Origin of the sequence: Methylophaga lonarensis MPL (assembly GCF_000349205.1) — a bacterium.
In the GTDB taxonomy this organism is placed as follows: Bacteria; Pseudomonadota; Gammaproteobacteria; order Nitrosococcales; family Methylophagaceae; genus Methylophaga; species Methylophaga lonarensis.
On record NZ_APHR01000020.1, the window covers coordinates 13,410 to 38,416 of the forward strand.

General features: G+C 49.8%; 23 protein-coding genes. 3 read left to right on the forward strand and 20 right to left on the reverse strand.

Annotated features, from left to right (window positions below; translation table 11 throughout):
- Positions 1-9: 9 nt before the first annotated feature.
- The 3 genes from MPL1_RS04320 to sucC are packed head-to-tail and all read right to left on the reverse strand — an operon-like array spanning position 10 to position 3,700.
- Complete coding sequence (locus MPL1_RS04320) at positions 10-1,653, reverse strand: NAD+ synthase (RefSeq protein ID WP_009725907.1); 1,644 nt, start codon at positions 1,651-1,653, stop codon at positions 10-12.
- Between the two features lie 4 nt (positions 1,654-1,657).
- Complete coding sequence (sucD, locus tag MPL1_RS04325) at positions 1,658-2,530, reverse strand: succinate--CoA ligase subunit alpha (RefSeq protein WP_009725908.1); 873 nt, start codon at positions 2,528-2,530, stop codon at positions 1,658-1,660.
- Positions 2,531-2,536: 6 nt separating this feature from the next.
- Positions 2,537-3,700: an ADP-forming succinate--CoA ligase subunit beta gene (gene sucC / locus MPL1_RS04330; protein ID WP_009725909.1), complete on the reverse strand. Its 1,164-nt coding sequence runs from the start codon at positions 3,698-3,700 to the stop codon at positions 2,537-2,539.
- A gap of 110 nt (positions 3,701-3,810) precedes the next feature.
- Here sucC and pip point away from each other — a divergent pair, with 110 nt between their 5' ends.
- The 3 genes from pip to MPL1_RS04345 are packed head-to-tail and all read left to right on the forward strand — an operon-like array spanning position 3,811 to position 5,873.
- Positions 3,811-4,803, forward strand: coding sequence for a prolyl aminopeptidase (gene pip, locus MPL1_RS04335; RefSeq protein WP_009725910.1), 993 nt, complete (start codon positions 3,811-3,813; stop codon positions 4,801-4,803).
- Positions 4,800-5,237, forward strand: a complete 438-nt coding sequence (dtd, locus tag MPL1_RS04340) for a D-aminoacyl-tRNA deacylase (RefSeq protein ID WP_009725911.1) — start codon at positions 4,800-4,802, stop codon at positions 5,235-5,237. Before pip ends, dtd begins: the two co-directional genes overlap by 4 nt.
- Positions 5,238-5,252: 15 nt before the next feature.
- Complete coding sequence (locus tag MPL1_RS04345; protein ID WP_009725912.1) at positions 5,253-5,873, forward strand: hypothetical protein; 621 nt, start codon at positions 5,253-5,255, stop codon at positions 5,871-5,873.
- On the opposite strand, the gene MPL1_RS14265 is transcribed toward MPL1_RS04345, so the two are convergent.
- The 17 genes from MPL1_RS14265 to lspA all read right to left on the reverse strand — a co-directional run bounded on the left by MPL1_RS14265 (position 5,836) and on the right by lspA (position 25,003).
- Positions 5,836-9,123 (reverse strand): EAL domain-containing protein, encoded by a 3,288-nt coding sequence (locus MPL1_RS14265; RefSeq protein WP_268743748.1) that lies wholly within the window; start codon positions 9,121-9,123, stop codon positions 5,836-5,838. The two genes, MPL1_RS04345 and MPL1_RS14265, sit on opposite strands and share 38 nt — an antisense overlap.
- Before the next feature lie 249 nt (positions 9,124-9,372).
- A complete protein-coding gene (ccoS, locus tag MPL1_RS04355) occupies positions 9,373-9,573 on the reverse strand; it encodes a cbb3-type cytochrome oxidase assembly protein CcoS (RefSeq protein ID WP_009725914.1) in 201 nt (66 codons plus the stop codon).
- A 3-nt stretch (positions 9,574-9,576) separates the two neighbouring features.
- Positions 9,577-12,012 (reverse strand): heavy metal translocating P-type ATPase, encoded by a 2,436-nt coding sequence (locus MPL1_RS04360; protein WP_009725915.1) that lies wholly within the window; start codon positions 12,010-12,012, stop codon positions 9,577-9,579.
- A 67-nt stretch (positions 12,013-12,079) separates the two neighbouring features.
- Entirely contained in the window at positions 12,080-12,589 is a 510-nt protein-coding gene (locus MPL1_RS04365) for a FixH family protein (protein WP_009725916.1), read from the reverse strand.
- A 12-nt stretch (positions 12,590-12,601) separates the two neighbouring features.
- The gene (gene ccoG / locus MPL1_RS04370) at positions 12,602-14,023 is read right to left on the reverse strand and encodes a cytochrome c oxidase accessory protein CcoG (protein WP_009725917.1); all 1,422 of its coding nucleotides are present in this window, start codon (positions 14,021-14,023) and stop codon (positions 12,602-12,604) included.
- A gap of 323 nt (positions 14,024-14,346) precedes the next feature.
- Positions 14,347-15,279 carry a cytochrome-c oxidase, cbb3-type subunit III gene (gene ccoP / locus MPL1_RS04375; RefSeq protein ID WP_009725919.1) on the reverse strand — a complete coding sequence of 311 codons (933 nt, stop codon included), beginning with the start codon at positions 15,277-15,279 and terminating at the stop codon, positions 14,347-14,349.
- Positions 15,269-15,481: a cbb3-type cytochrome c oxidase subunit 3 gene (locus MPL1_RS04380; RefSeq protein ID WP_009725920.1), complete on the reverse strand. Its 213-nt coding sequence runs from the start codon at positions 15,479-15,481 to the stop codon at positions 15,269-15,271. The genes ccoP and MPL1_RS04380 overlap by 11 nt, the downstream gene beginning before the upstream one ends.
- The gene (gene ccoO, locus MPL1_RS04385; protein WP_009725921.1) at positions 15,474-16,154 is read right to left on the reverse strand and encodes a cytochrome-c oxidase, cbb3-type subunit II; all 681 of its coding nucleotides are present in this window, start codon (positions 16,152-16,154) and stop codon (positions 15,474-15,476) included. Before ccoO ends, MPL1_RS04380 begins: the two co-directional genes overlap by 8 nt.
- A gap of 10 nt (positions 16,155-16,164) precedes the next feature.
- Positions 16,165-17,589, reverse strand: coding sequence for a cytochrome-c oxidase, cbb3-type subunit I (ccoN, locus tag MPL1_RS04390; RefSeq protein WP_009725922.1), 1,425 nt, complete (start codon positions 17,587-17,589; stop codon positions 16,165-16,167).
- 369 nt (positions 17,590-17,958) lie between these two features.
- A complete protein-coding gene (locus MPL1_RS04395; RefSeq protein ID WP_009725923.1) occupies positions 17,959-18,348 on the reverse strand; it encodes a hypothetical protein in 390 nt (129 codons plus the stop codon).
- Between the two features lie 6 nt (positions 18,349-18,354).
- A complete protein-coding gene (locus MPL1_RS04400) occupies positions 18,355-18,645 on the reverse strand; it encodes an integration host factor subunit beta (protein ID WP_009725924.1) in 291 nt (96 codons plus the stop codon).
- Between the two features lie 126 nt (positions 18,646-18,771).
- Positions 18,772-20,445 (reverse strand): 30S ribosomal protein S1, encoded by a 1,674-nt coding sequence (gene rpsA, locus MPL1_RS04405; protein ID WP_009725925.1) that lies wholly within the window; start codon positions 20,443-20,445, stop codon positions 18,772-18,774.
- A 115-nt stretch (positions 20,446-20,560) separates the two neighbouring features.
- On the reverse strand, positions 20,561-21,223 hold the full coding sequence (gene cmk / locus MPL1_RS04410; protein ID WP_009725926.1) for a (d)CMP kinase: 663 nt from the start codon (positions 21,221-21,223) through the stop codon (positions 20,561-20,563).
- Positions 21,216-22,535 carry a 3-phosphoshikimate 1-carboxyvinyltransferase gene (gene aroA / locus MPL1_RS04415; RefSeq protein WP_040576874.1) on the reverse strand — a complete coding sequence of 440 codons (1,320 nt, stop codon included), beginning with the start codon at positions 22,533-22,535 and terminating at the stop codon, positions 21,216-21,218. The genes cmk and aroA overlap by 8 nt, the downstream gene beginning before the upstream one ends.
- Before the next feature lie 28 nt (positions 22,536-22,563).
- Positions 22,564-23,451 carry a prephenate dehydrogenase gene (locus MPL1_RS04420; protein ID WP_009725928.1) on the reverse strand — a complete coding sequence of 296 codons (888 nt, stop codon included), beginning with the start codon at positions 23,449-23,451 and terminating at the stop codon, positions 22,564-22,566.
- Complete coding sequence (gene hisC / locus MPL1_RS04425) at positions 23,448-24,539, reverse strand: histidinol-phosphate transaminase (protein ID WP_009725929.1); 1,092 nt, start codon at positions 24,537-24,539, stop codon at positions 23,448-23,450. Before hisC ends, MPL1_RS04420 begins: the two co-directional genes overlap by 4 nt.
- Complete coding sequence (gene lspA / locus MPL1_RS04430; protein WP_040576875.1) at positions 24,536-25,003, reverse strand: signal peptidase II; 468 nt, start codon at positions 25,001-25,003, stop codon at positions 24,536-24,538. The genes hisC and lspA overlap by 4 nt, the downstream gene beginning before the upstream one ends.
- Positions 25,004-25,007: the final 4 nt, after the last annotated feature.

Below are 25,007 nucleotides of genomic sequence, written 5' to 3' on the forward strand. Positions count from 1 at the left end.
TTTCCCTGCTCACTCAATTATTGAAGTCACGGTATAACCAGAGGTTATCGGATAACGACGATCTCTGCCAAATGCCCGTTTGCTGATGCGAATACCGGGAGGTGCTTGTCGTCGTTTATATTCATTACGATCAACCATTTTGATGACGCTGGCAACCATGTTGGCCTCAAATCCTTGATTGACCATCTCCTCAAAACAGCGGTCATCTTCGATGTACTGGCTTAATAACGCATCCAGAAGATCATAAGGCGGCAGACTATCCTGATCGCACTGATCGGCTGACAATTCCGCTGAAGGCGGCCTGTCGATAATTCTCCGAGGTATTACCAGCGAGCGGCTGTTGCGATATTCCGCAAGCTGATACACCAGTGTTTTATAGACGTCTTTCAGCGGTGAAAAGCCGCCGGCCATATCGCCATACAATGTCGAATAACCTACCGCCATTTCACTCTTATTGCCGGTCGACAGCACCATGGCACCCGTTTTATTGGAAATGGCCATCAACAGCACACCGCGGCAACGTGCCTGAATATTTTCTTCTGTTGTGTCGGCCTGCGTTCCTGCCAGCATCTGGTCCAGTGCTGTCAAAAATGCTGTAAACAGAGGCTCAATCGCTATGGTTTGATGTTTGACAGCCAGCAGATCTGCCATTTCTGCGGCATCTTCAAGACTGATACTTGCTGTGTAACGCGACGGCATCATCACCGTTTGTACGCGCTCAGCGCCAATCGCATCGACAGCCAAAGCCAGGGTCAAAGCAGAGTCGATGCCACCAGAAAGCCCCAGTACCACGCCGGGAAAACCATTCTTTTCGATGTAATCACGAAGACCAAGCACCAGCGCCTGATACAACATGCTGACTTCATCCTGCTTGGCGCTGATGTTGCCACTGACAGTGACGGCTCCGCCGACTTGTCTCTGAACATCCACAACAAACAGGCCTGACTCAAAGGCGGGCGCACGAGCCGTCACCCGGCCATCGGCACTGAGTGCAAATGAGCAACCATCGAATACCAGTTCATCCTGTCCGCCGACTTGATTCACATAGACCACTGGAACCTGGCTTTCCTGAGTTCTTAAACGAACTTCCTGTTCACGCAACAGCCATTTACCTTGCTGAAATGGTGAAGCATTGAGATTAACGATAAGCTCTGCGCCTTCATCAACCGCTTGCAGGGCCGGCGCAGAAAACCAGATATCCTCGCAAATGGTCAGACCAAGCCGAATGCCATTCAATTCAACGACACAAGCGTCTTTGCCGGGCACAAAATATCGTTTCTCATCGAACACACTGTAGTTAGGCAATTGCTGCTTGAAGTATGTTGCTTTGAGGCTTCCATCACCAATCAAGGAGGCAGCGTTATACAGCTCTTGCCCCGGGTTGCCGGTCGGATGTCCAATAATGATGTGGATACCCTGAATTTGCTGCTGCAAGGTCAGCAAAGCCTTGTCACAACGCTTAACAAGGCCAGGACGAAGCAACAGATCTTCAGGCGGGTAACCGGTCAGTGTCAACTCGGGAAAAATCAACAAATCCGCATGAAGCTCATCACGCGCTTGCTGAGCAGCTGTGACTATTTGTGCCAGATTTCCCGCAACATCACCAACGACTGGATTAATCTGGGCCATTACCAGCCGCAGCTGATCAGTCATCCAGTCAGACTCCCATAGCTTCCAGCATCATCTGACCGATCTCGGCCGGTGAGCGAACTGTTCTGACCCCAGCAGCTTGCAATGCAGCCAGTTTGGCTTCGGCTGTTCCCTGACCACCACTGATGATGGCGCCTGCATGGCCCATTCGTTTTCCGGCGGGGGCTGTCAAACCTGCAATATAAGCGACCACAGGCTTGCTTACGTGTTCGGCAATATAAGCAGCAGCATCTTCTTCGGCCTGACCACCAATTTCGCCAACCATGACAATGCCTTCCGTTTGCGGATCCTGTTCAAACAGTTCCAGACAGTCGATGAAGTTCATGCCATGAATCGGATCACCGCCAATACCGACACAAGTGCTTTGACCAAGCCCATTCAGCGTCGTCTGGTGTACCGCCTCATACGTCAAAGTCCCGGAACGGGAGACAATGCCGATTTTACCCGGCTTATGGATCACGCCCGGCATGATGCCGATTTTGCATTCACCTGGCGTAATCAAACCCGGACAATTTGGGCCAATCAGTCGTGCGTCGTATTGCTGTAGGGCATGCCTTACGCGCAGCATGTCCAGTACCGGAATACCTTCAGTAATACAGGCGATGACTTTGATGCCAGCGTCAGCCGCTTCCAAAATTGCATCTGCTGCAAAAGCTGCCGGTACGTAAATCATGGTGGCATCAGCCCCGGTCGCCTCGACGGCCTCATGCACCGTATTGAAAACTGGTCGATCCAGATGTGTTTGGCCACCTTTACCCGGCGTGACACCGCCAACAAACTGAGTGCCATAGGCAATTGCTTGTTCAGAGTGGAATGTGCCCTGTTTGCCAGTAAATCCCTGACAAATCACTTTGGTATTTTTATTTACCAGAATACTCACGATGCATTACTCCTTGGCAGCAGCGACAGCAAGTCGTGCTGCTTCAGTCAAATCCTGTGCGGCTTGAAGATTCATACCGCTTTGTGCCAGTAACTGCCGGCCTTTTTCAGCATTGGTACCTTCGAGGCGCACGACCACCGGCAGCGTCAAACCGATTTCCCGTGCGGCCTGAATAATACCTTCAGCAATAAGATCGCAGCGAACAATACCGCCAAAGATATTCACCAGTATCGACTTGACTTTGTGATCTGACAAAATCAGCTTGAACGCTTCAGCAACACGATCTGCGGTGGTGCCGCCTCCGACATCCAGAAAGTTGGCTGGTTCGCCGCCCTCTTTTTGAATCAGATCCATTGTTGCCATGGCCAGACCCGCCCCATTGACCATGCAAGCGACATTACCTTCCAGGGCGATATAGTTCAGCCCGTATTGACGCGCAATGACTTCAGCATCATTTTCCTGGCTGGGATCAAACATCGCTTCCAACTCGGGATGACGAAACAAGCCGTTATCATCAAGATTAACCTTCGCATCCACAGCCAGCAGTTGGCCCTGGGCAGTCACTGCCAGTGGGTTGATCTCTACCAGGCTGGCATCGTTGTCGACAAACATACGGTAAAGCCCCTGCATCACTTTCTGCAGCTGTTTGAAGGCATCACCCTGCAAGCCAAGGAAAAAGCCCGCTCGCCGGCACTGATACCCCTGCAATCCAACAACAGGATCAATATACAGTGACAAGATAGCCTCTGGCTGATGCTCAGCAACTTCCTCAATATCCATACCGCCTTGTGCTGAGACCATGAACACCACTTTGCGACTCACCCGGTCTACCAGCACTGCCAGATAAAGTTCACGGGCAATATCCGACGGCTGTTCGATCAGTACTTGATTGACTGGCAAACCTTCAGCTGTGGTTTGGTGGGTGACCAGATGACGGCCCAGCATGGCATAGGTCGCGTCACTGACAGCATCATGAGAATCAACCACCTTGACGCCACCTGCCTTGCCTCGACCACCGGCATGTACCTGGGCTTTTACAACCCAGCGTTCGCCGCCTAACTGTTCAGCTGCCTGACGTGCCTGGATATTACTGAAAACGGCTTGCCCGTTGGGAGTAGGTATGCCGTATCGGCTGAATAATTGTTTCGCCTGGAATTCATGCAGGTTCATGTTGTTTGCCTTTACTGTCTCAGACTGAAGGCCGTTATCTGATAACGGCAAGTAAACGGTATATTTTCGCCCATCAGGCGGATAAATGCCATCACACGACGTGATATAGTATGCGCCGTATTGAATCGGAAACTCTGATGCTGACGCTCTACCCGGAAATCGAACCCTTTCACAGCGAACACCTGCTCATGGAAAAGCTGCCAGACGGCCGTCATCATGAGATTTACATAGAGCAGTGCGGCAACCCCAACGGTATTCCTGTGCTGTTCTTGCATGGTGGTCCGGGCTCAGGCTGTCGGCCCATGCATCGCTGCTTTTTTGATCCCCAGCGCTACCACATCGTGTTATTCGATCAACGTGGCTGTGGACGCTCATTGCCCGAGGGTGAACTTGAACACAATAACGCTGATTATCTCGTCGCTGATATTGAGGCCATTCGTCAGCATTTGAATATCAAACAATGGCTGTTGTTCGGAGGGTCCTGGGGTTCGACACTGGCACTTCTCTACGCACGTCAATACCCTGAGTCAGTCAGCGCGATGATCCTGCGCGGTATATTTCTCGGCCGTCAGCAGGATATTGACTGGGTCTATGCGCAAGGGGGTGCCTCGCGAATTTTTCCGGAGGCCTGGCAATCGCTAGTTGAGCGTCTGCCTGTTGCAGAGCAGGCTCAGCCCTTGAAAGCCTATCAGCAAATGCTGCAGCAAGATGACGTTGCGCTGACTGAACAAGCAGCAAGCAATTTACAGCATTGGGAAGCCACCATTGTCATGATGCGCGCTCATGAATATCAAGCGGATCCAGAAGCCACCGTCAGCCCGCTTGCACACTCATTGATTCAGTTACATTTTGCACTGAACGAGTGTTTTATCAGTGACCGCCCGATACTGAGCAATCTTGATGCTGTTCAACAGATCCCGACCCGGTTGATTCATGGCCGTTACGACATGGTCTGCCCTGTCGAACAGGCTTTACTGCTCAAGCAACAACTTCCAGGCGCTGAACTGGAAATTGTGCCCTTGGCTGGCCATGCAGCGGGAGAACCGGCATTGATTGATGCTCTGATTCGCGCCACTAACGACATGGCAGACAGATTGTCGTGATCGGTTTGTTGCAGCGCGTCAGTCAGGCATCTGTCAGCGTGCAGGGACAGATCATCGCAGAGATTGATCAGGGACTGATGGTATTGATCGGCGTCGAACACAATGACACTCAGGCTCAGGCAGATCGCCTTGTGGAACGGATTATCCGTTATCGGATATTTGCCGACAGCCAGGACAAAATGAATCTGAGCCTTCTCGATGTGCATGGCAGCCTGTTATTGGTGCCTCAATTCACACTGCCAGCAGATACTCGCAAGGGCTTGCGCCCCAGTTTTACGCCCGCAGCAACGCCGACAAAAGGTGCAGAATTGTTTGATTATCTGGTCAAACAGGCAAGCGAATCTGTTGAAAAAGTGGCATCCGGTCAGTTTGGTGCAAATATGCAAGTCGCACTGGTCAATGATGGTCCAGTGACATTCTGGTTACAAACATGATGATTCAGGGAACATATGCGTAGTTTGAGAAACTTCTTCATAGGCTTGGTCCTGCTGATACTGGCGATGTTTGCCATGTTGTTCATTCCGACCAATCAACCGGAAGCGCCCAGAATCTGGGAATTGGAACAAATGCCGGATGGCAATATCAAGGTACTGAATATTCACCTCGGCACGACCACATACCAACAAGCTCAATATGCGCTGCGCGAAATCGGTGAGGTGGCCATTTTTGTCAATCAGGAAGGCCAAGCTTCGCTTGAAGTGTTCTTTGACGTGATCAATCTGGCAGGTTTTTCAGCCAGAGCTATTCTCAATCTGCAAATGAGTGAAGATGAATTAACAGGTCTGATTGAGCGCAGTCCGGATGCAGGGCGCCTGCAACGCAGTGGTGCCCGTCGCTATCAAATCCATCATTCAGATTATGCTGCCGTGTTCAATGCTCCCGTGATGGCAATGACTTATATCCCAGGTCTGAGACTTGATGAAGCAATGCTAAGACACCGCTTTGGTGAGCCGATTGCCATTGAACATGAAGCCGAGGATGACGGTAAGCTGTGGCGCTATCCACATCTGGGCTTGACCGTAGGGCTGCACCCTAATGAACGGCCTGTTCTACTGTTTGAGGCAAACTGATACGTTTATCAACCAGTTGCATCAGTTCTTCTATTGGTACCGGCCGGCTGAACAGATAGCCTTGAGCTCGCTTGCAGTTCTGCGCTCTGAGAAAGGCTAATTGTTCTGCGGTTTCAACCCCTTCGGCCACAACTTCCAGGTCCAGACTTTCCGACATCGCCAGAATCGCATTGACGATAGCAGCATCATCTTTGTCATCGGTGACATCACTGACAAAGGTTCTGTCGATTTTCAGCACGTTGAGCGGGAATTGTTTCAAATAGGACAACGATGAATAGCCAGTTCCAAAATCGTCGATTGCCAGAGTGACCCCCAAAGCACTGAGTTGCCGCAGGGTATCAATCGCCAATTCAGTGTCGTCCATCAGCAAACTTTCGGTGATCTCAAGCTCAAGATTTTTTGCTGACATTCCGGATTCAAGCAGTAAATTCTGAATATAACGTGCCAGGTGGCCGCCTTTGAACTGGCGTCCAGACAAGTTTACCGCCATCACAAAATCATCTGGCAGATCGGCTGACGACTCCACAAACTGACGGCAGGTTTCACGTAATACCCACTCACCCACTGTATTGATAAGCCCGGTATCTTCAAGTAACGGTACAAAACGACTCGGTGAAACTTCGCCCCAATGTTCGGTATGCCAACGCAGTAAAACTTCCGCACCGGAAATGCGTCCGCTATCCAAATCGATCTGTGGTTGAAAATGCAGATAGAACTCATTTTGCTCCACTGCCCGGCGCAAACTTGTTTCCAGCGCCAACCGCTGTGCGGCTTCAGCGTTCATATCTGCTGAATAGAATTGAAAGTTATTACGTCCACTATTCTTAGCGTGGTACATCGCAGCATCGGCATTACGGATCAGCATATCCACATCTCGACCGTCAGCAGGATACAGACTGATACCAATGCTTGGACTGATGTTCACTTCGGTACCATCCAGCAAATATGGCAAGGCCGCCGTGTTAAGAATTTTCTCGGCCACCTTGCCGACATATTGTGCTGAGCGCACATCTTCCAAAATCACCGTGAACTCATCACCGCCCAGCCGGGCCACCGTGTCGCCCTCACGGACGCAGGATCTGATGCGCTTGGCCACTTCACAAAGCAACATATCACCGACTTTGTGTCCCAGTGAGTCATTGATGTGTTTGAAGTGGTCGAGATCCAGAAAAAACACTGCCAGACGACCGGAATTTCTGTGTGCCTTGTGAATGGCGTGTTCGAGCCGGTCATTAAACACCGCACGATTCGGCAAGCCGGTCAGCACGTCTGCATTGGCGAGTCGAGTCAAACGTTCTTCGTTCTCGCGCTGTTTGGTCACATCTTCAAATAGCCAGATCGAGCCTTCCGCAGGCGACTCGGGATCAATCGCTTTACCAGCCACCGCACACCAGAAACGTTGACCACTCATTCGGACCATTTCAACCTGTGCTTCAAAATCCTCGCCCTGGGCGAGCGCGCTGTAGGCGTTTTCTCCGAATTGCACAAACGCTTCAAGGCTTGGATGCAAATACATTGCACTCTCGCCCTCAATTTGCGCGCGCGAGCAGCCAAATAATTGTTCGAACTTGTGATTGACCCGTATCAGGTGACGATCCTTGATGAAGGCAATCCCCACCATGGCATTTTCGAGAATAGCGTCCAGTTCGGAGGTTCTCTGCTGAAGTTGCAACCGGGTTTCTTTCCAGTCCGTGATGTCTGATATAACACACACCCATAAGTCACCATCAATACTGCTGACTGGACTCAAGGACAACCACATGGAAATCACATCACCATTAAAATCATAACCATCAAATTCCCGATGTTTTTTCTGCAACAAGTGCAGTTTTTCGGGCATCAGTAATGCAGCCGTGCCATCAAGAAATCTGGACAGCGGTTGCCCAACCAACTGCTGCTCGGTGGCATGAAGTACTTTTTCAACCGCTGGGTTGCAGGCAGTGATCATGCCCTCGTTATTGAGGGTCAGAATGGCTTCCGGTACGCCATTGAGGATGGCACGAATATGCTGTTCACGGACTTGCAGACTGTGTTTCGCCTCAGCCAAATCATTAATCAGTGTCTGATTGTTCTCGGCAAATTGATTAAAGTCTTTTGCCAACAAATTGAATTCTGCTGCTCCCGTCTGAGCTGTCAGGCGAGTATCAAATTGTTTGGAAGATAAGGCATGCATTGCCTCACGCAGTCGGTTTAATGGCTGGGCAATTCGATTCGACACGGTCAGGGAAAACCAGAACATGGCCAATACGACCAGAATCGTTAGCCCGATAATCAAACCTCTTGCGCTGTCGGCAATGAGAGAAGATCTGTCTACTGTTTGCAGACTGTAGTGGTTGATAGCACGAGACAATGACGACAAATCAGCAGACATTTGTTCAAGCAGTGCCGAGATTTGCCGTTGATTCGCACCAAGTTGTTGGCTGTTTTCAACTTGAAGCTGACGTAAGCGGCTGATGCCATTATCGGCGCCCAGACTGGTCGCGGCCAGAGAGACACGGTGCTCGGAAAGTTCTGCCAGGACATCAAGACCAGACCCCGCCTGTTCGAGTGACTGAATGGCACTCTGCAAACTTTGATCAGATGTTTGTGTTGAAAGTATCAGGGAATCAACGTCCGCTGATGAATTCACTGCAGTATGGATAAGCGCCCGAATATCTGCAGTCAGTTTCAACAAGGCAAAACTGACAGTCTGCAACTGTGCACTCATCTGCACCCGAACCCGCTCTGCCAAAGGTTGGTAGATCAGTGAGAGTCTGGCGACCAGCTCCAGTGAACGTGCCTCAAGTTCATCAACGATAGCTTGCTGCTCGTTAATCTGTTCAGCCAGCAGCAGTTTTTCAGACATCAAAGCTGAAAGTTGAGTATCTAGCAGGAGAAATTGCTGATAATGCTGATACAGCTCATCCACCAGAGCTTCACCGCTGTTGAGCTTATGGCTGGACTGCGACAATCTTTGCCAATAATGCTCAAAGTCCGTCTCGAGCGTATTGCGATCGATCACTTGCTCGAGCTGTGTTTCATTGACGGCATTGAGTATCTGTTGCTGACGCAACACAAAAGCAGCTGAAATTGAACTGATTTGACGACTGTTATCTTCCAGCGGTAACACTTGCTCAATCAAGACACGCTGGTTCTCGGCATAGCGAAGATTACTGTAGAGAGACACCGCAGCAATTATCATTACCGCGACGATAGTTGCTGTGGCCCATAACCGGAGCAGCTTCCTGATACTCCACTGGTTAAACATCATGCTTGTATGTCCAATGATCCGCTCATCCTGGCTGTTGTCATGCGCTGACGGTCTCTGTCATCCGATCCACAGAATCTACCAGCATAGCTCCTAAAGCGCTAGCGCCTGATTCTCACTCATCACCAACTTCAATGAAGGCTGTATTTTCATCCATTGATACGATGGTAAAGCTAGCGCGCCAGCATCTGTAAGTGATAAGCAGCAAGACTGCACAATCTATGCAAGTCAAGCTCTTCGCTTGAGTGATGCTCAGCGTGCTTTTGTATTATCACTGTTTTGCTTATCGTCTTCGGGCTGAGGATCTTGAGGTGCATCATCATCCAGCAGTACACGATGTGCCGCGCCTTCCATATCATCATACTGACCACTACGAACTGCCCAGAAAAAAACTGCTACGCCGACCAAGCCCAGTAATAACATTGCCGGCAATAAACCATAAATAACTTCCATTTTTTACCCCTTGAACATTCGGCTGATTCTTGCCGCGTTACCTATGACCACCAGAGAACTGATAGGCATTGTAATGGCAGCCACCAGGGGACTCACCAGAGCCATCATCGCCAGAGGCACCATGATGACGTTATAGGTAAATGACAGAACAATATTCTGCCGAATCGTTTTGAGCGTCCGTTTGGCAAGTCTGCGCGACGCGTCAACCTGAATCAGCTCATTGTGTGAAAGAACAATATCAGCACTTTCTATCGACACATCAGTACCTGATGCCAGTGCAATGCCAATATCTGACTGTATCAGTGCAGGGGAATCATTAATGCCATCGCCCACCATGGCAACCACTTCGCCCTGTTCCTGCAGTTGACGAATCACCGCTGACTTATCCTGTGGCAAGACCTGTGCACGGCGCTCAATATTGCCAAAACGCGCTGTCACAGCATCCACCACTGCCTGTCTATCGCCACTCAGTACTGTAATCGCAATGCCTTGTGCTTTTAATGCATCGATGAGTTGCTGTGCATCATGACGTAACGTATCTTCAACGCCAATCAACCCTGCCACCTTGCCATCAACAGCCACAAAGACACAAGTTACGCCGGCTTTTTCAAATGCAGACTGCTTTTCCGTAACCGTCTCTGACACCTCGATATTCTGCATCGCGAGCCATTCCCGGGTACCGACAATCACCGATTGATCGGCTACCAAACAGCTAACACCTCGACCGGGCGTTGCGGAAAAACTCGTCGCCTCCATCAAGGAAACTCCGCGCTGTTCAGCTAAACAGACAATAGCCGTGGCAATGGAATGTTCAGAGTTTTGCTCTGCAGAGGCTGCCAACTCCAACAGCCGCGCCTCTGACATCTCCGACAGTGACTCAATTTTGACAACACGAAGCTTGCCTTCAGTCAAAGTGCCGGTTTTATCAAAAACAAAATGTGTTGCATCGGAGAGCCGTTCCAGCACTGCACCGTGCTTGACTAAAATACCCCGTGTTGCCCCGACTCCAGTAGCAACAGCAATCGACATGGGTGTCGCCATGCCAAATGCGCAAGGACAGGTGATGACCATGACTGACGCGGCCGCCAATAATGCAATGGCAAAGTCATATTGCACCCAATAAACAAATGTCAGTGTCGCAAGCGTTAAGGTCACCAGTACAAACCAGGGCACTATTCGGTCTGCCGTTGACTGCAATGGTGATTTGGATGCCTGAGCATCGTCCATCATGGCGACAATTTTCGCCAGCATCGTACCTCTAACAACAAATTCCGCTCGAACCTTGAACGCACCTTCACCGTTCAAGGTGCCAGCTACCACCTTGTCGTTGATCGATTTGGCGACTGGCACTGACTCACCACTGAGCATCGATTCATCAACTGCGCTCTCGCCTTCCTCAATATATCCATCAACCGGAATTTTTTCGCCCGGACGAACCAGTAACAGATCGCCGGGGACAACTGATCGTATTGGCAAGATTGCCGTAGTGCCATCTTCTCGAACCACCGTCGCCAGTTTGGGCTGCAACTCAAGCATGCGTCTCGTTGCAGATAGCGCATTACGCTTGGAAATGGCTTCCAGATAACGCCCAACCAAAATCACAAACAGAAAGTTAACGACTGTATCGAAATACACCTCACCAGCCGTCGAACCGGATACCGTGATATAGACAGAATATAAGTAGGTTACCGTCGCACCAATGGCAATCGGCAGATCCATGGTGAGATACGCACTTCGCAGGCCGACAATTGCGTTTCTGAAAAATGGATAGCCTGAATAGAGCAATGTCGGCGTCGCAATGGCAAATCCGACCCAGTGAAACCAGTGTCTGAATTCATCCTGTGCCGCCCCGGTATACAGTGCGATGGACACCCAGAGGATATTCATCATCGCAAATCCGGCAAAAGCCATTCGATAAACCAGACTGCGATGACGTTTTGCCAATGCGCCTTCAGCGGTTTCAGGGTCAAAAGGCACCGCGGCATAGCCAATCTGGGCCAGCTTGCCCAGTACAGCAGATAGAGATGTTTTGTTGTTATCCCAGCGCAGTCGTAAACGCTTGGCTGTCAAATTAACATCAGCAGCATCGACTCCAGGCTGCTTGGCAAGGGCATGTTCAATCAACCAGACGCAGGCAGCGCAATGTATTCCTTCGACCAGCAGATTGATGGTGCGATGCTGCTGCATGCCATCAACATAATCAGATTGCACCTCATCCAGATCATAAGCCGCGAGTTCTTGAGGAATATCCGGTGGAGGTGCCAGTAATTCACCCTCAGGCGTTTTCTGATAAAAACTTTCAAGCCCGGCGTCATGGATGGACTGGCACACAGTCTTGCAGCCATGGCAGCAAAAATTTCTGGATTCACCCGCAAGTACGGCATGAAAAGTACCGGGCGTGGTAACCGGCAGTCCACAGTGATAACAGGATTCTGACAAAACGTTAAGTCTGCTTCTGAATGCAGTTCAGCGCAGTACAAATGACTGCGCTGATGCAGGTTGAAATTCAGTCCTGGCGAGAGATGAACATTCTGCGTGTAATGGCAAACTCGTCTTCACCACGACGCGCTTCAACGATAATGTCCCAATTGCCTGGCAAATTGAAGTTAATATCTGCAGCGTAAACACCGTTTTCTGCAGCGTGCATACTGACTGAGAAGTCTTCTCGTGCATCGGATGGACGGTAGGCGAATAGTTCAACAGTATCCAGTTGCACTGCTTCACCCTCTTTATTCTGGATCAGCACTTCCCAGCGTTGCTCAACGCCAGTTTGACTATCGACGGGTGCCATAATCAGGCCTGACCAACCCAATTCACGCTCACGCTCAAGGCGTTCCTGCATCTCATCATAAGTACGGCCGCGCTCATAGAAGTTTTCCAGAACCAGGTTGGGTGGCGAAGAAAACGCGTGATAGATGAAGATGATATTCATGGTCACAAACGTGCATAAAAATGCCAGTCCGGCCCACACCCAAGGGTTCTTTAGTGCTTCACTGTTTTTTTGCGAAATATTCATTATTCAGATAACTCAATTCGGTCCCATAAACATACTTTCGTAACGGATTTGAATATCCGGCCCATTGATAACATCTGCTGTAAAAATAAGCGGCGAGATTGCTTGATTGACAGCATCTTCCTCAAGCCTGACAAATGCGGTCAGCTGATTAATTCGACCGGGCTCGATATGCACAAGATCATCCAGTCCATGCAAAGTCGCCCCTTCAAGACCGCTGATTCGATACTGCACTTCTATAGGATGTTGTGTTTTGTTGAGCAAACGCAGTGTGTACTTGTTCTGTATCGATCCATCGCTCAACTGAACAAACAGCGGCTGGCGCTCTGGCACCACCTGAAACTCTGTCGGAGAGAGATGTGTGAATCCGTAGACAACACCACCAAAGGAGATCATCAGGATTAAGCCATAAATCATTACACGAGGCCGCTTGAACACCGGAATTGAATCATGGTTGTGATGCAACTCCTTGTATGACGCATAGCGAACCAGACCTTTCGGTTGATTGGTTTTTTCCATGATGCTGTCACAAGCATCTATACACATGCCGCAGGTGATACATCCCTCCTGCTGACCTTTGCGAATATCGATACCGGTTGGACACACGGCCACGCACATACGGCAGTCAATACAACTACCCTTTGCACTATCCACCTGTCCTTTCTTCAGCTTGCCTCTTGGTTCGCCGCGTTCAGCATCGTAGGCTGGAAGCAGCGTATCCTGGTCATACATCACACTCTGCAAACGTGCATACGGACAAAGCCAGAAACAGACCTGCTCACGCATGAAACCAGCAAAAACGTATGTTCCGGCGGTAAACATTGCCAGCACAATCCAGGCAGGCATAGCCGCCTGCAGCGTGAAATAATCCTTCCAGAGCTGGAAGGCATCAGTAAACCAGGCAGCAAATGACAAGCCTGTGAGCATGGCAATGATCAGCCAAAGCGAATGCTTGAGTGTGATTCGGCCGACTTTTTCGGCAGACAGTGGTGCCGATTTGAACTTCATGGCCTTCTGTGGCGTATCGCCTTCAAGGCGAGTTTCGATCCAAGTGTAGACATCAGTCCAGACCGTCTGAAAACAGAAATATCCACAAAAAACTCGACCCGCGATGCTGGTGACCGCTGCCAGCAGAATAGCGAAAAACAATAAGGTCAATGACAGCATCCAAATATCTTGCGGATAAACAGTCACGTTAAAAAAATGAAATTGCCTGTTGGGAATGTCAAACAATACTGCTTGCTGGCCATCCCAACGAACATAAGGGCCGAGAAAATAAACCAGCCAGACCGACATCCCAAACCATTTAAGTTTTCGGAAACGGCCTGTCATGCGCTTGGCGACTACCTTGTTGCCACCTGCATTGACATCCCAGTCGGAAACATCTTCGTATATGTCGATAGTACTGATACTCGACTTGTTCTCAGGGTCTGTCACAAACGTCGCCTCGCAAAGCCTTAACCTATGGAATTATAGCACTTCAGGAGTAAAATTTTTACTTTTACAACAATCAGATACAGAAAAACCGACCAGGGTCGGTTTCTCCGTAGTTTTGAGTAAGGACATTAGTCGTCTGATTGTGTCTCATCCATTTTTTTGACCACTTCATAAGCGATGTAGCCAAATACAAGAATGGTAATTAACACTCCAACAATTGAACCAATCACAACAGCATCTAATCCCATAACATTCTCCTGGTTGATTGTCCCATTAATGGTACTTACCTGATCATATTCACATGACGCGTTTATGAGTACCGATTACTGTCCACCGCCAAACTGGTGGACATAAACAGCCAGTTTCTTGATTTCTGTTTCCGTCAGACGCTCGGTTTCAGTGCCGTCATAATAATCTTCTGGATCATCACCAAATTCTTCCGCTTCCAGCTTGACGGCCAGCCGTTCGTTCCAGCCCGGCATGATAGCAATACGAGTCCGAGGATCATTAGCATCATTAACACCGTGCATGATGGTTCTGCGAACTTCGTCAGGCTCACCAGAGAAACGCCAGATTCTGTCTGTCAGATTGGGTGCTCCGAGCATTTGATTACCTTTGGCATCAGCACCGTGACAGGCGAAACAGCCTTTCTCGTTGTAGAGTTTCCAGCCCGCCTCTGTCGCTTCACCGTTTGAAGCATCAATGACAAATTTGACCAATTTATCGGTTTCTTCTTCCGTCAGCAGGTTGGCGTGAGCAGGCATCATACCGGCACGCCCTTTGGCTAGCGTTTCAACAATCTTGTCGATAGTGCCACCGTAAAGCCAGTCATCATTATTAAGAATCGGATAGCCTGAACCTGGAACTGGTTGGCCGCCGACGCCGTGACACGCTGCACAATTGTCGCCATACAGTACCCGGGTTGAGGCAATGACGTAGTTACGCATTTCATCATCATCAAGGATTTCCTGCGCTGTCATCTCAGCCAGTCGTTCCTCAAAGGGCGCCCGAACTGCCTGAATTTCTTCAAGACCGCGATGATATTCCTTTATCTGTGTCCAACCCAACAGCCCTTTGGTACTGCCAGTCACCAGCGGGATTGATGGATAAAGTATGAAATAAACCAGTACCAACAAGCCACTCAGGTACAGTGAGATGGTCCACCAGCGCGGCGGCGGATTTTCCAGTTCACGGATACCATCCCACTCATGACCAGTATCTGATACCTCATGTGGGTTATTCTTGTTATCTGCCATCTTTGTTCTCCGCTTCTGTCTCGTCATCATGCAATGGCATGGTGCGGTGAGACTCTAGTTTCTCTTTATTTTTCGGACGCAATGCCCAGAAGTACATACCAAACATCAAAATAAATATGACAATTGTCAGCAGCAAACCAAACCAATCCGTAGCGGTCATGTTTGCCCAGTCAGTATGAAAGTACTCGGCAAGTTTACTCACGGTAGTCCCTGCCAGGTTCAAACTGAATCATAGTGCCCAGCACCTGCAGGTATGCCACCAGGGCTTCCATTTCTGTTTTGCCATCGACAGCTTCCGCAGCGCCTCTGATATCGTCATCGGTGTATGGCACACCTAATACACGCATCGCTCTAACACGTCGTTCGATTCTTTCGCCATCAATAGTTCGGTTATCCAACCATGGATAGGCAGGCATGATGGAGTCAGGCACGACAGAGCGAGGAGCACGAAGATGCTGTGCCTGCCACTCGTCTGAGTATTTGCCGCCAACACGCGCCAAGTCAGGGCCGGTACGCTTAGAGCCCCATTGGAAAGGATGGTCATATCTGGACTCAACCGCCAATGAATAGTGTCCGTATCGATCTTTCTCGTCACGGAAAGGTCGGATCATTTGTGAATGACACAGATAACAACCTTCACGCTGATAAATATCACGACCCGCTAACTCAAGTGCTGTGTAGGGTCTGACGCCCTGCAGCTCTTCGTACTCAGGAAACACCTGATCTTCAAATGTTGTTTCCAGGTAGAACAGCGGTACGATTTCAACAATACCGCCGACTGATACTACCAGTGCTGTTGCCAACACCAGACCCCAGACATTTTGCTCCAGCCGCTCTTGCAGACTGATGCGTTTGTTACTCTTTGGATTCGCCATTTCAGTCTCCTTAAATGTTTGCAGCAGTAGCCATTTCAGGCGAAGGATTTGCCTTCGCGCGGCGGATTGTGACAGTCACGTTAAACAGCATCACAACAGCTCCAAGGAAGAAAATCAGACCACCGAAAGTACGCATGACATAGTAAGGATGCATCTGTACGACTGACTCAACGAAGGTATAGGCAAGGTTGCCGTACTCGTCGTATGCACGCCACATCAGACCTTGCATGATGCCCGCGACCCACATGGCGGTGATATAGATGGCCGTACCAATAGTTGCCATCCAGAAATGCAGATTCACCAGTTTCACCGAGTACATTTTTGTGCCATACATGCGTTCTACCATGTGGTAGAGCGCACCGATAGACACCATGGCTACCCAGCCAAGTGCACCGGAGTGAACGTGACCGATAGTCCAGTCAGTATAGTGAGACAAGGCATTAACTGTTTTCGAGGACATGATCGGGCCTTCGAAAGTCGCCATTGCGTAGAACGCCAAGGAAACGATCAGGAAGCGCAGAATATAGTCAGTACGTAATTTGTCCCACGCACCACTCAAGGTAAACAGACCATTCAGCGCTCCACCCCACGAAGGAATAATCATCGCCAGTGAGATTGCCGCACCCAGTGAGCCGGTCCAATCAGGCAATGCTGTGTATTGAAGGTGATGAGCACCTAACCAGACATAACCAAACACCAGCGCCCAGAAGTGAATGACTGAAAGACGATAGGAGTAGATTGGTCGGTTCGCCTGTTTAGGGACGAAGTAATACATGATGCCCAGGAAGCCGGCCGTCAGGAAGAAACCTACGGCATTATGACCATACCACCACTGAATCATCGCATCCTGAACGCCAGAGAAGATCGAGTATGACTTCCACAGCTCGACTGGAATAGCGAGGCTGTTAATGACGTGCAGGTAGGTGATCATGATCATCATCGCCAGGAAGAACCAGTTAGCGACGTAGATATGTGACACTTTGCGTGTGGTCAGCGTCATGATGAAGTTGATGGTAAAGGCCAACCAGACAACCGCAATCAGGATATCAAGCGGCCATTCCAGTTCGGCATACTCTTTAGATTGAGTCAGACCCAGTGGCAATGTAATCACGGCACCCAACATGACCAGATTCCAGCCCCAGAAGGTGAACCAGGCCATCTTGTCACTCCAGATTCTGACGCCTGAAGTCCGCTGGACAACGTAGAAAGCAGTCGCCATCAGCGTCGAGCCACCAAACGCAAATATCACCACGTTAGTGTGCAAAGGTCTGAGCCGACCAAAGCTGATGTAGGGGTTATCAAAGTTCATCACAGGCCAGGCAAGTTGTGATGCAATCATCACCCCGATACCTGTGCCAATTACCAGGTAAATGACCGCCATATAGGCAAACCATTTCACCACGTCGTAGTTATATTGTTGTTGTTCCGCTTGCATAGCGACCACACCTTCTTAACGTGAATAATTTCTCTCAACTCTTACGGACTTACGTCTGAGGCAAGAAGCAGGACTCGTTTCATCGCACCCTCGTAAGCTACCGTCGAATTTTACATCAAAATGACAGGCTTGTTGGCTTTGGAAGTATTGATCTGGATCAATAACCACTGCATATCACCAAGCGGATATGCCAAATGCCCTAGCGAGTGCGTACAAGGATTTTCCTGATATGCCTTTGTACGGTCAAGTTTGACAGGACTACCTGCTGTACAACAAGTCCCCTATCTATTTAAAAATCATGAAGTTAAACGTGCCCGCCCGAATCTCTCCGTTCCTGATAGACAGGGCAATAGCCGCATATCAACTACTTTATTTATGGGAATTGACTAAAAGTGCCACTTTTCGTTGGTCTTGCAGGAGCAGATTAAATGTCCGACATGCCGGCCCCAATGTCATCCACTCGGCACTGATAGCAATCGCAGCGAGACTTCGATTGAAGTCAGTTTTCTGCCGAAAATCGAGCGAGTCATCCACCACCAGCAAGACTTCTAGCTGAAGAGTTTGCAGGATCCGTGACTGTTCGCTGTCGAATTTGCCGAGCTCCGGCACATCGCGACCTGTGATTAGAATGTCTGGGGTGATAAATAAAGGAAAGGAAACTTGCTGTATTTGATTTTCGGGTGTCTGAATAACAATGAAGCCGTCTGAATAACTGCGAATGTGATATCGCGACAGAACGGCTTCAAGGCTTATTTTCATTCAATTCTAGAAACCTGCTGATTCGTTGACGCGATCACGCAACTCCTTACCAGGCTTGAAATGAGGTACATACTTTTCTTCTAGTTTCACAGACTCACCACTTTTTGGATTACGACCAACACGTGGTGGACGATGATGCAGCGTGAAACTGCCAAATCCCCTGATTTCGATTCTGTCACCACGTGACAGACTCTCACTCATTTGTTCAAGAATTAACTTCACCGCCAGTTCAACATCACGATAATTCAATAGAGATTGTTTTTCGGAGAGGATTTCTATCAAATCAGATTTTGTCATTTTTATCATTTATCCTGGAAATGAAGCGCCATCATCCATGGCGACATGTTCATGTCATTCCATTAACTTTCAGAGAAAAAATGAGCACCCGACCAAGCAGTCGGGTGCTCCTTCAGATGACTGGCCTTAGCTGTCTTTCTGATCCATTTGCTCTTTCAGCAGGTCGCCAAGTGTGGTGCTACCAGCAGAAACATTGCTGTACTCTTTGACAGCTTCTGATTCTTCCTGATCATCCTTGGCCTTGATTGACAGTGTCAGCGTACGATCTTTACGAGAGATACCTGTAAATTTCGCTTCGACTTCTTCGCCGACAGCCAATACCTTGCTGGCATCTTCAACGCGTTCACGTGAGATATCGGCAACTCGGATATAGCCTTCAACGCCTTCAGCCAGCTCAACCGTCGCACCACGTGCGTCAACAGCAGTGACTTTACCAGTCACGATGCTACCGCGTGGATTGTCGGCAAGGTAAGCTGAGAAAGGATCGTCCTGCAGTTGCTTGATGCCCAGAGAAATACGCTCACGCTCTGGATCAATTGCCAACACTACAGCTTCAACTTCGTCGCCTTTCTTGAAGTCACGAATGATTTCTTCGTTATCTTCTTCCCAGGAAATGTCAGACAGATGGATCAGACCATCGATGTTGCCATCCAGACCGATGAAGATACCGAAATCAGTGATTGATTTGATGCCACCTTTGACTTTGTCACCCTTGTTGTGAGTCATTGCAAACTCTTCCCAAGGATTGGTCTGGCATTGCTTGATGCCCAGTGAAATACGACGGCGTTCTGCGTCGATATCCAGCACCATGACTTCAACTTCATCACCCAGTGAAACCAGTTTAGATGGGTGAACGTTCTTGTTGGTCCAGTCCATTTCAGACATGTGAACCAAACCTTCAACACCATCTTCAATTTCAACAAAGCAACCGTAGTCAGCGATGTTTGTGACTTTACCGTGCAGACGTGTGCTGTTCGGGTAACGACGGGCAATATCTTTCCATGGGTCATCGCCCATTTGTTTCAGACCCAGCGATACACGCTCACGCTCTTTATCGAATTTCAGTACCTGAACTTCGATCTCGTCGCCGATTGCAACCACTTCAGACGGATGTTTGACACGTTTCCATGCCATATCGGTGATGTGCAACAGACCATCAATGCCGCCGAGGTCAACAAACGCACCGTAGTCGGTGAGGTTTTTGACGATACCCTTGACGGTTTTGCCTTCTTCCAGAGTTTCCAGCAATGCTTCACGTTCTGCACTGTTTTCTTTCTCAAGAATTGCGCGGCGAGACACAACAATATTGTTGCGTGGACGGTCAAGTTTGATCAGTTTGAATTCCAGATCCTTGCCTTCCAGATGGCTGGTATCGCGGATTGGGCGTACATCAACCAGTGAACCCGGCAGGAATGCACGAATATTCTCAAGTTCAACAGTGAAGCCACCCTTGACCTTACCAGAAATCATACCCACCACTGTTTCATTGGCTTCGTATGCGTGTTCCAGACGAATCCAGGCTTCAGCAGCCTTGGCTTTTTCACGTGACAGTTGGGTTGCACCAAATCCGTCTTCCAGTGTTTCCAGTGAAACATCGACCAGATCACCGACCGAAACAGTAATTTCACCTTTTTCGTTCAGGAATTCAGAAACTGGAATCGCACCTTCGGATTTCAGACCCGCATTAACCATCACCACGTCAGGACCGACATTGACCACCGTGCCGGTGACAATCTTGCCTGGTTGCATTGGGGTAGCGTTTAGACTCTCTTCAAAGAGTTCAGCAAAGCTTTCGCTCATTAGTAATATCCTTGATTCTGTTCGTTGCGAACCGAATCGCCCTGTTAGACCCGCTTGTTAGCAGGTAGTTAAAAAAACTCGCCCGGCCAATCCGGACAAGCCCCAAAAATGACAATCAGCGCACAAAGTCGCAAACTGCCGAAAAGACTGCATCGATTTCCAATAAGGTAGAATCCAGCAGCAAAGCATCGTTAGCCGCCTTCAATGGCGCGACACTGCGCTCTGTATCCCGTTGGTCCCGTTCGGAAATTTCTGCAATGAGATCGGAGAGGTTACTCTCAATTCCTTTTTCTTTCAACTGCTTATAGCGACGCTCAGCTCTGACCTCAGCACTGGCCGTCAGAAATACTTTGAAGTTGGCATCCGGAAACACCACGGTGCCCATATCACGTCCATCGGTCACCAGGCCCGGTGCCTGACGAAAATCGCGCTGGCGTTGAAGCAAGGCCTGGCGAACGGCGGGTAAAGCAGCCACCTTGGAAGCAGCATTGCCTGCCTGCTCACTGCGAATCTTCAGACTGACCTCCTCACCTTCCAGCCAGACCTGCAATTGCTGATCTCGCAGCACAAACTCCACATCCAGATGGGCTGCCAACTGTGCCAAAGCTTCAGCATCATCCAGCGGCAGTTGATGTTTTAATGCGGCTTGAGCCAACACCCTGTAAATGGCTCCACTATCCAGATAATGCCAACCAAGGTGCATCGCCATGCGCTGAGCCAAAGTACCTTTACCAGAACCGCTTGGTCCGTCAATTGTCAGTACCGGGATATCAGTCATGATTCAGCTCAATATGCAGTCCACAACTTGCTGCAAGTTCAACGAAGCCCGGAAATGAGGTGGCAACGTTGGCAGTATCATGAATCACAATCGTGCCCTCGGCACGCAAGGCTGCCATGGCAAACGACATCGCAATACGATGATCACTGTGACTATGAACTTCACCGGCTCCAATTTTGCCACCTGTGATTCTGATGCCATCAGCAGTGGGCTTTGCATCCACGCCGAGCGCCTGAAGACCATCGGCCATCACTTGAATTCGATCGCTTTCCTTGACTCGTAACTCTTCGGCACCGGTCAACAGAGTCTCTCCCTCAGCACAGGCCGCTGCGATAAACAGCGCCGGAAACTCATCAATTGCCAGTGGCACTTGTTCCTCAGGAATATTGATGCCTTTCAGCGGTGCATAGCGAACTCGGATATCCGCTACCGGTTCACCGCCGGTGATTCGCTCATTAGCAAGACTGATATCCGCGCCCATCAGCCGGAGAATGTTAATCACACCAATGCGCGTCGGGTTGATGCCAACATGTAGCAAGGTGATATCTGAACCAGGCGCAATACTGGCTCCGACCATGAAAAAAGTCGCTGAAGAAATATCCGCAGGCACATCTATCTGCGTTGCTTTGAGTGTGCCACCGCCAACGATACTGATTTGATTGCCATTCACTTCTACCGGATAACCCATGCCCGTCAGCATGCGCTCTGTGTGATCGCGAGTCGGTGCAGGCTCGGTCACCGAGGTTTTTCCCTGCGCGTACATGCCCGCAAGCAACAAACACGACTTGACCTGAGCACTGGCCATTGGCAGAGGATAATCAATTGCCTTGAGATCTGTGACGCCGTGAATCGTCAAAGGCGGTTTGCCATCATGACTTTCAATGTTGGCACCCATCAGCGCCAGCGGATCCGTCACACGGCGCATCGGTCTGCCGGAAAGTGATTGATCTCCGGTCATCGTGACATCAAAGGACTGGCCCGCCAGCAAGCCACTTAGCAGACGGATAGAAGTGCCCGAGTTACCCACATACAAGTCATGCTCGGGTGCTTTCAGACCATGCATGCCCACACCGTGAATGGTGACTTTGCCTTTATCTGGCCCTTCAATATCTACGCCCATGGCGCGAAATGCTGCCAAGGTCGCCAGCGCATCTTCACCTTCAAGAAATCCGGTAACCTCTGTGGTTCCCTCGGCCAATGCGCCGAGCATGATTGATCGGTGTGAAATTGATTTGTCGCCTGGTACCCGAATGCTGCCAGACAAACTACCGCCCGCAGTAACTCGATATTGTTGATTGATCTGACTGCTCACGCTTGCCACATCTCCATTGTCATAAAATTCATACTTCGCTGTTGTCGATGAGGCCGGGTTCAGCAAAACGACTATCCCGCGCTTTCTTGGCACGGATAAAAACATCAATCAGATAGTCGCCGTCGCCCGAACGAATGGCTTGTTCAATTTGGTCAAGACCTTGCCGATACTGCTTCATCAGCTCCAGAATTGCCTGCTGATTGCCAAGACATATATCACGCCACATCACGGCATCACTGGATGCAATTCGGGAAAAATCACGAAAACCGCCTGCGGCATACCTCAGAACTTCGTCACAATCATCACGTTGTGCCAACATGCCAACCAGGTTAAATGCCAGCAGGTGCGGCAAGTGACTGGTGGCTGCCAACAACAAGTCATGTTGCTCAACCCCCATGCAAAACACCTCGGCTCCGGCGGTCTGCCAGACTTTTTCGACCAGACGAACAGCTTCAGCACTGGTTTCATCAACCGGCGTCAACACAACACGATGTTGCTGATAGAGTTCGGCAAAAGCAGCCGAAGGACCACTTTTCTCGGTACCGGCAATAGGATGTCCCGGAACAAAATTAGGCATCTGTTGGCGCATGGCAGTCCGGGCCGCATCGACTACCTGCGCCTTGGCACTGCCACCATCAGTCACGACGGTATGCGCGGACAAATGGGGAGCCATTTCTTCAAATACGGCTGACATCGCGCCCATCGGTACTGCCACAAACACCAAATCAGCATGGCGCACAGCGTCTGCTAAAGAGTCGGTCGCTTCATCAATAATGCCTAGAGCCAGCGCTTCCTGACGCGTCAAGTCAGAACGGGCATAGCCCACCACATGGTTGACAGCACCAGCTTGTTTTAACGCAAGCGCCAGTGAACCACCAATCAACCCTACGCCAATAATGGCGAGCTTATCGATCATGACTCAAGCACCTCAGCCAGTGCCTGGAGACAACGCGCATTTTCTGCTTCAAGACCAATACTGATCCGCAGATGCTGAGGTAAACCATAAGCTGCGATAGGTCTGACAATCACGCCACGCTGCAGCAGTGCTTCATAAACATCGGCTGCAGATCGCGCGACATTGACAGTAATAAAATTGCCGCTGGAAGGAATCCACTCCAGACCTAATTGTTTGAATCCCTGTTCAAACTGCTGCATACCGGCCGTATTCACAGCGCGACTTTCTATCAGGTAGTCTTCATCGCCCAATGAGGCAACTGCGGCTGCCAGTGCCAGGTTGTTGACATTAAAAGGCTGACGCACGCGGTTAAGCAGATCAGTGATAACCGGATCTGACACGGCAAAACCAACCCGCAGCCCAGCCAGGCCATAAGCTTTGGAAAAGGTTCGAGTCACTATCAGATTGGAAAACTGTGCCAGCCAGTCAAACGATGCACTGGGTTCGCTGTTGTATTCCACATAGGCTTCATCTAAAACCACCAGCACGTTTGATGGCAGCTGTTGCAGAAACTGATACAAATCGCTAGCACTCAAAAATGTGCCGGTGGGATTGTTAGGATTGGCAATAAAAATGAGTTTGGTGCGCTCCGTCACTGCAGCCAGCATCGCTTGCAGATCATGACCAAAATTTAACGCTGGGGTGACCACTGCTGTTGCACCAATCGCCTGAGTGACCAGCGCGTATATCGCAAAGGCATGCTCTGAAAACAGCACCTCATCCTGTGGCCTGACAAAACAGCGCGCGATGATTTCCAAAATATCGTTCGAGCCGTTACCGAGCGTGATCTGTTCAGCTTGCAGCTGAAATTTTTCCGATAAAGCGGTCTTGAGCGTAAAGCCATTACCATCGGGATAACGGCTCAGTTCACGGCTGTTTAAAGCCACGGCCGCCAATGCCGCTTTGCTCGGGCCCAAGGGATTTTCATTTGAGGCCAATTTGATGACATCTCGAACGCCATACTGGCGCTGCAGCTCTTCTATGGGTTTGCCGGGCACATAAGGTCTGAGATCAGCGACACCGCTGACTGCCAAGTCACAAAAATTCATGAATGCTCCGATGGTTTGCGAAGACTGTCGATGATCAGCAATGCCGCACCGATGAAGATAGCCATGTCCGCCACATTAAATGCCGGCCAGTGATAGCCTGCCGCGTGAAAATCCAGAAAATCCACTACATAGCCATGAATGAAGCGATCAATGACGTTGCCGAGCGCTCCCCCCATGATCAAACTGAGCGCCGCCGCTTCCATACGGGCACTGGCTTTGAGCCTGGACAGCCAAATCAATAACACCAGACTCACCGTCAGTGCCAACACGATAAAAAACCAGCGCTGCCAGCCGCCTGCGTTTGCCAAAAAACTAAACGCCGCACCGCTGTTATGGGCCAGCGTCAGATTAAAAAACGGCAACACAGCAACTGACTGATATAAATCCAGCCAGGCCGACATCAGCCATTTACTTGCCTGATCCAGCACGATTACCAGGGCGGTCAGCCATAACCATTTCATCATATCT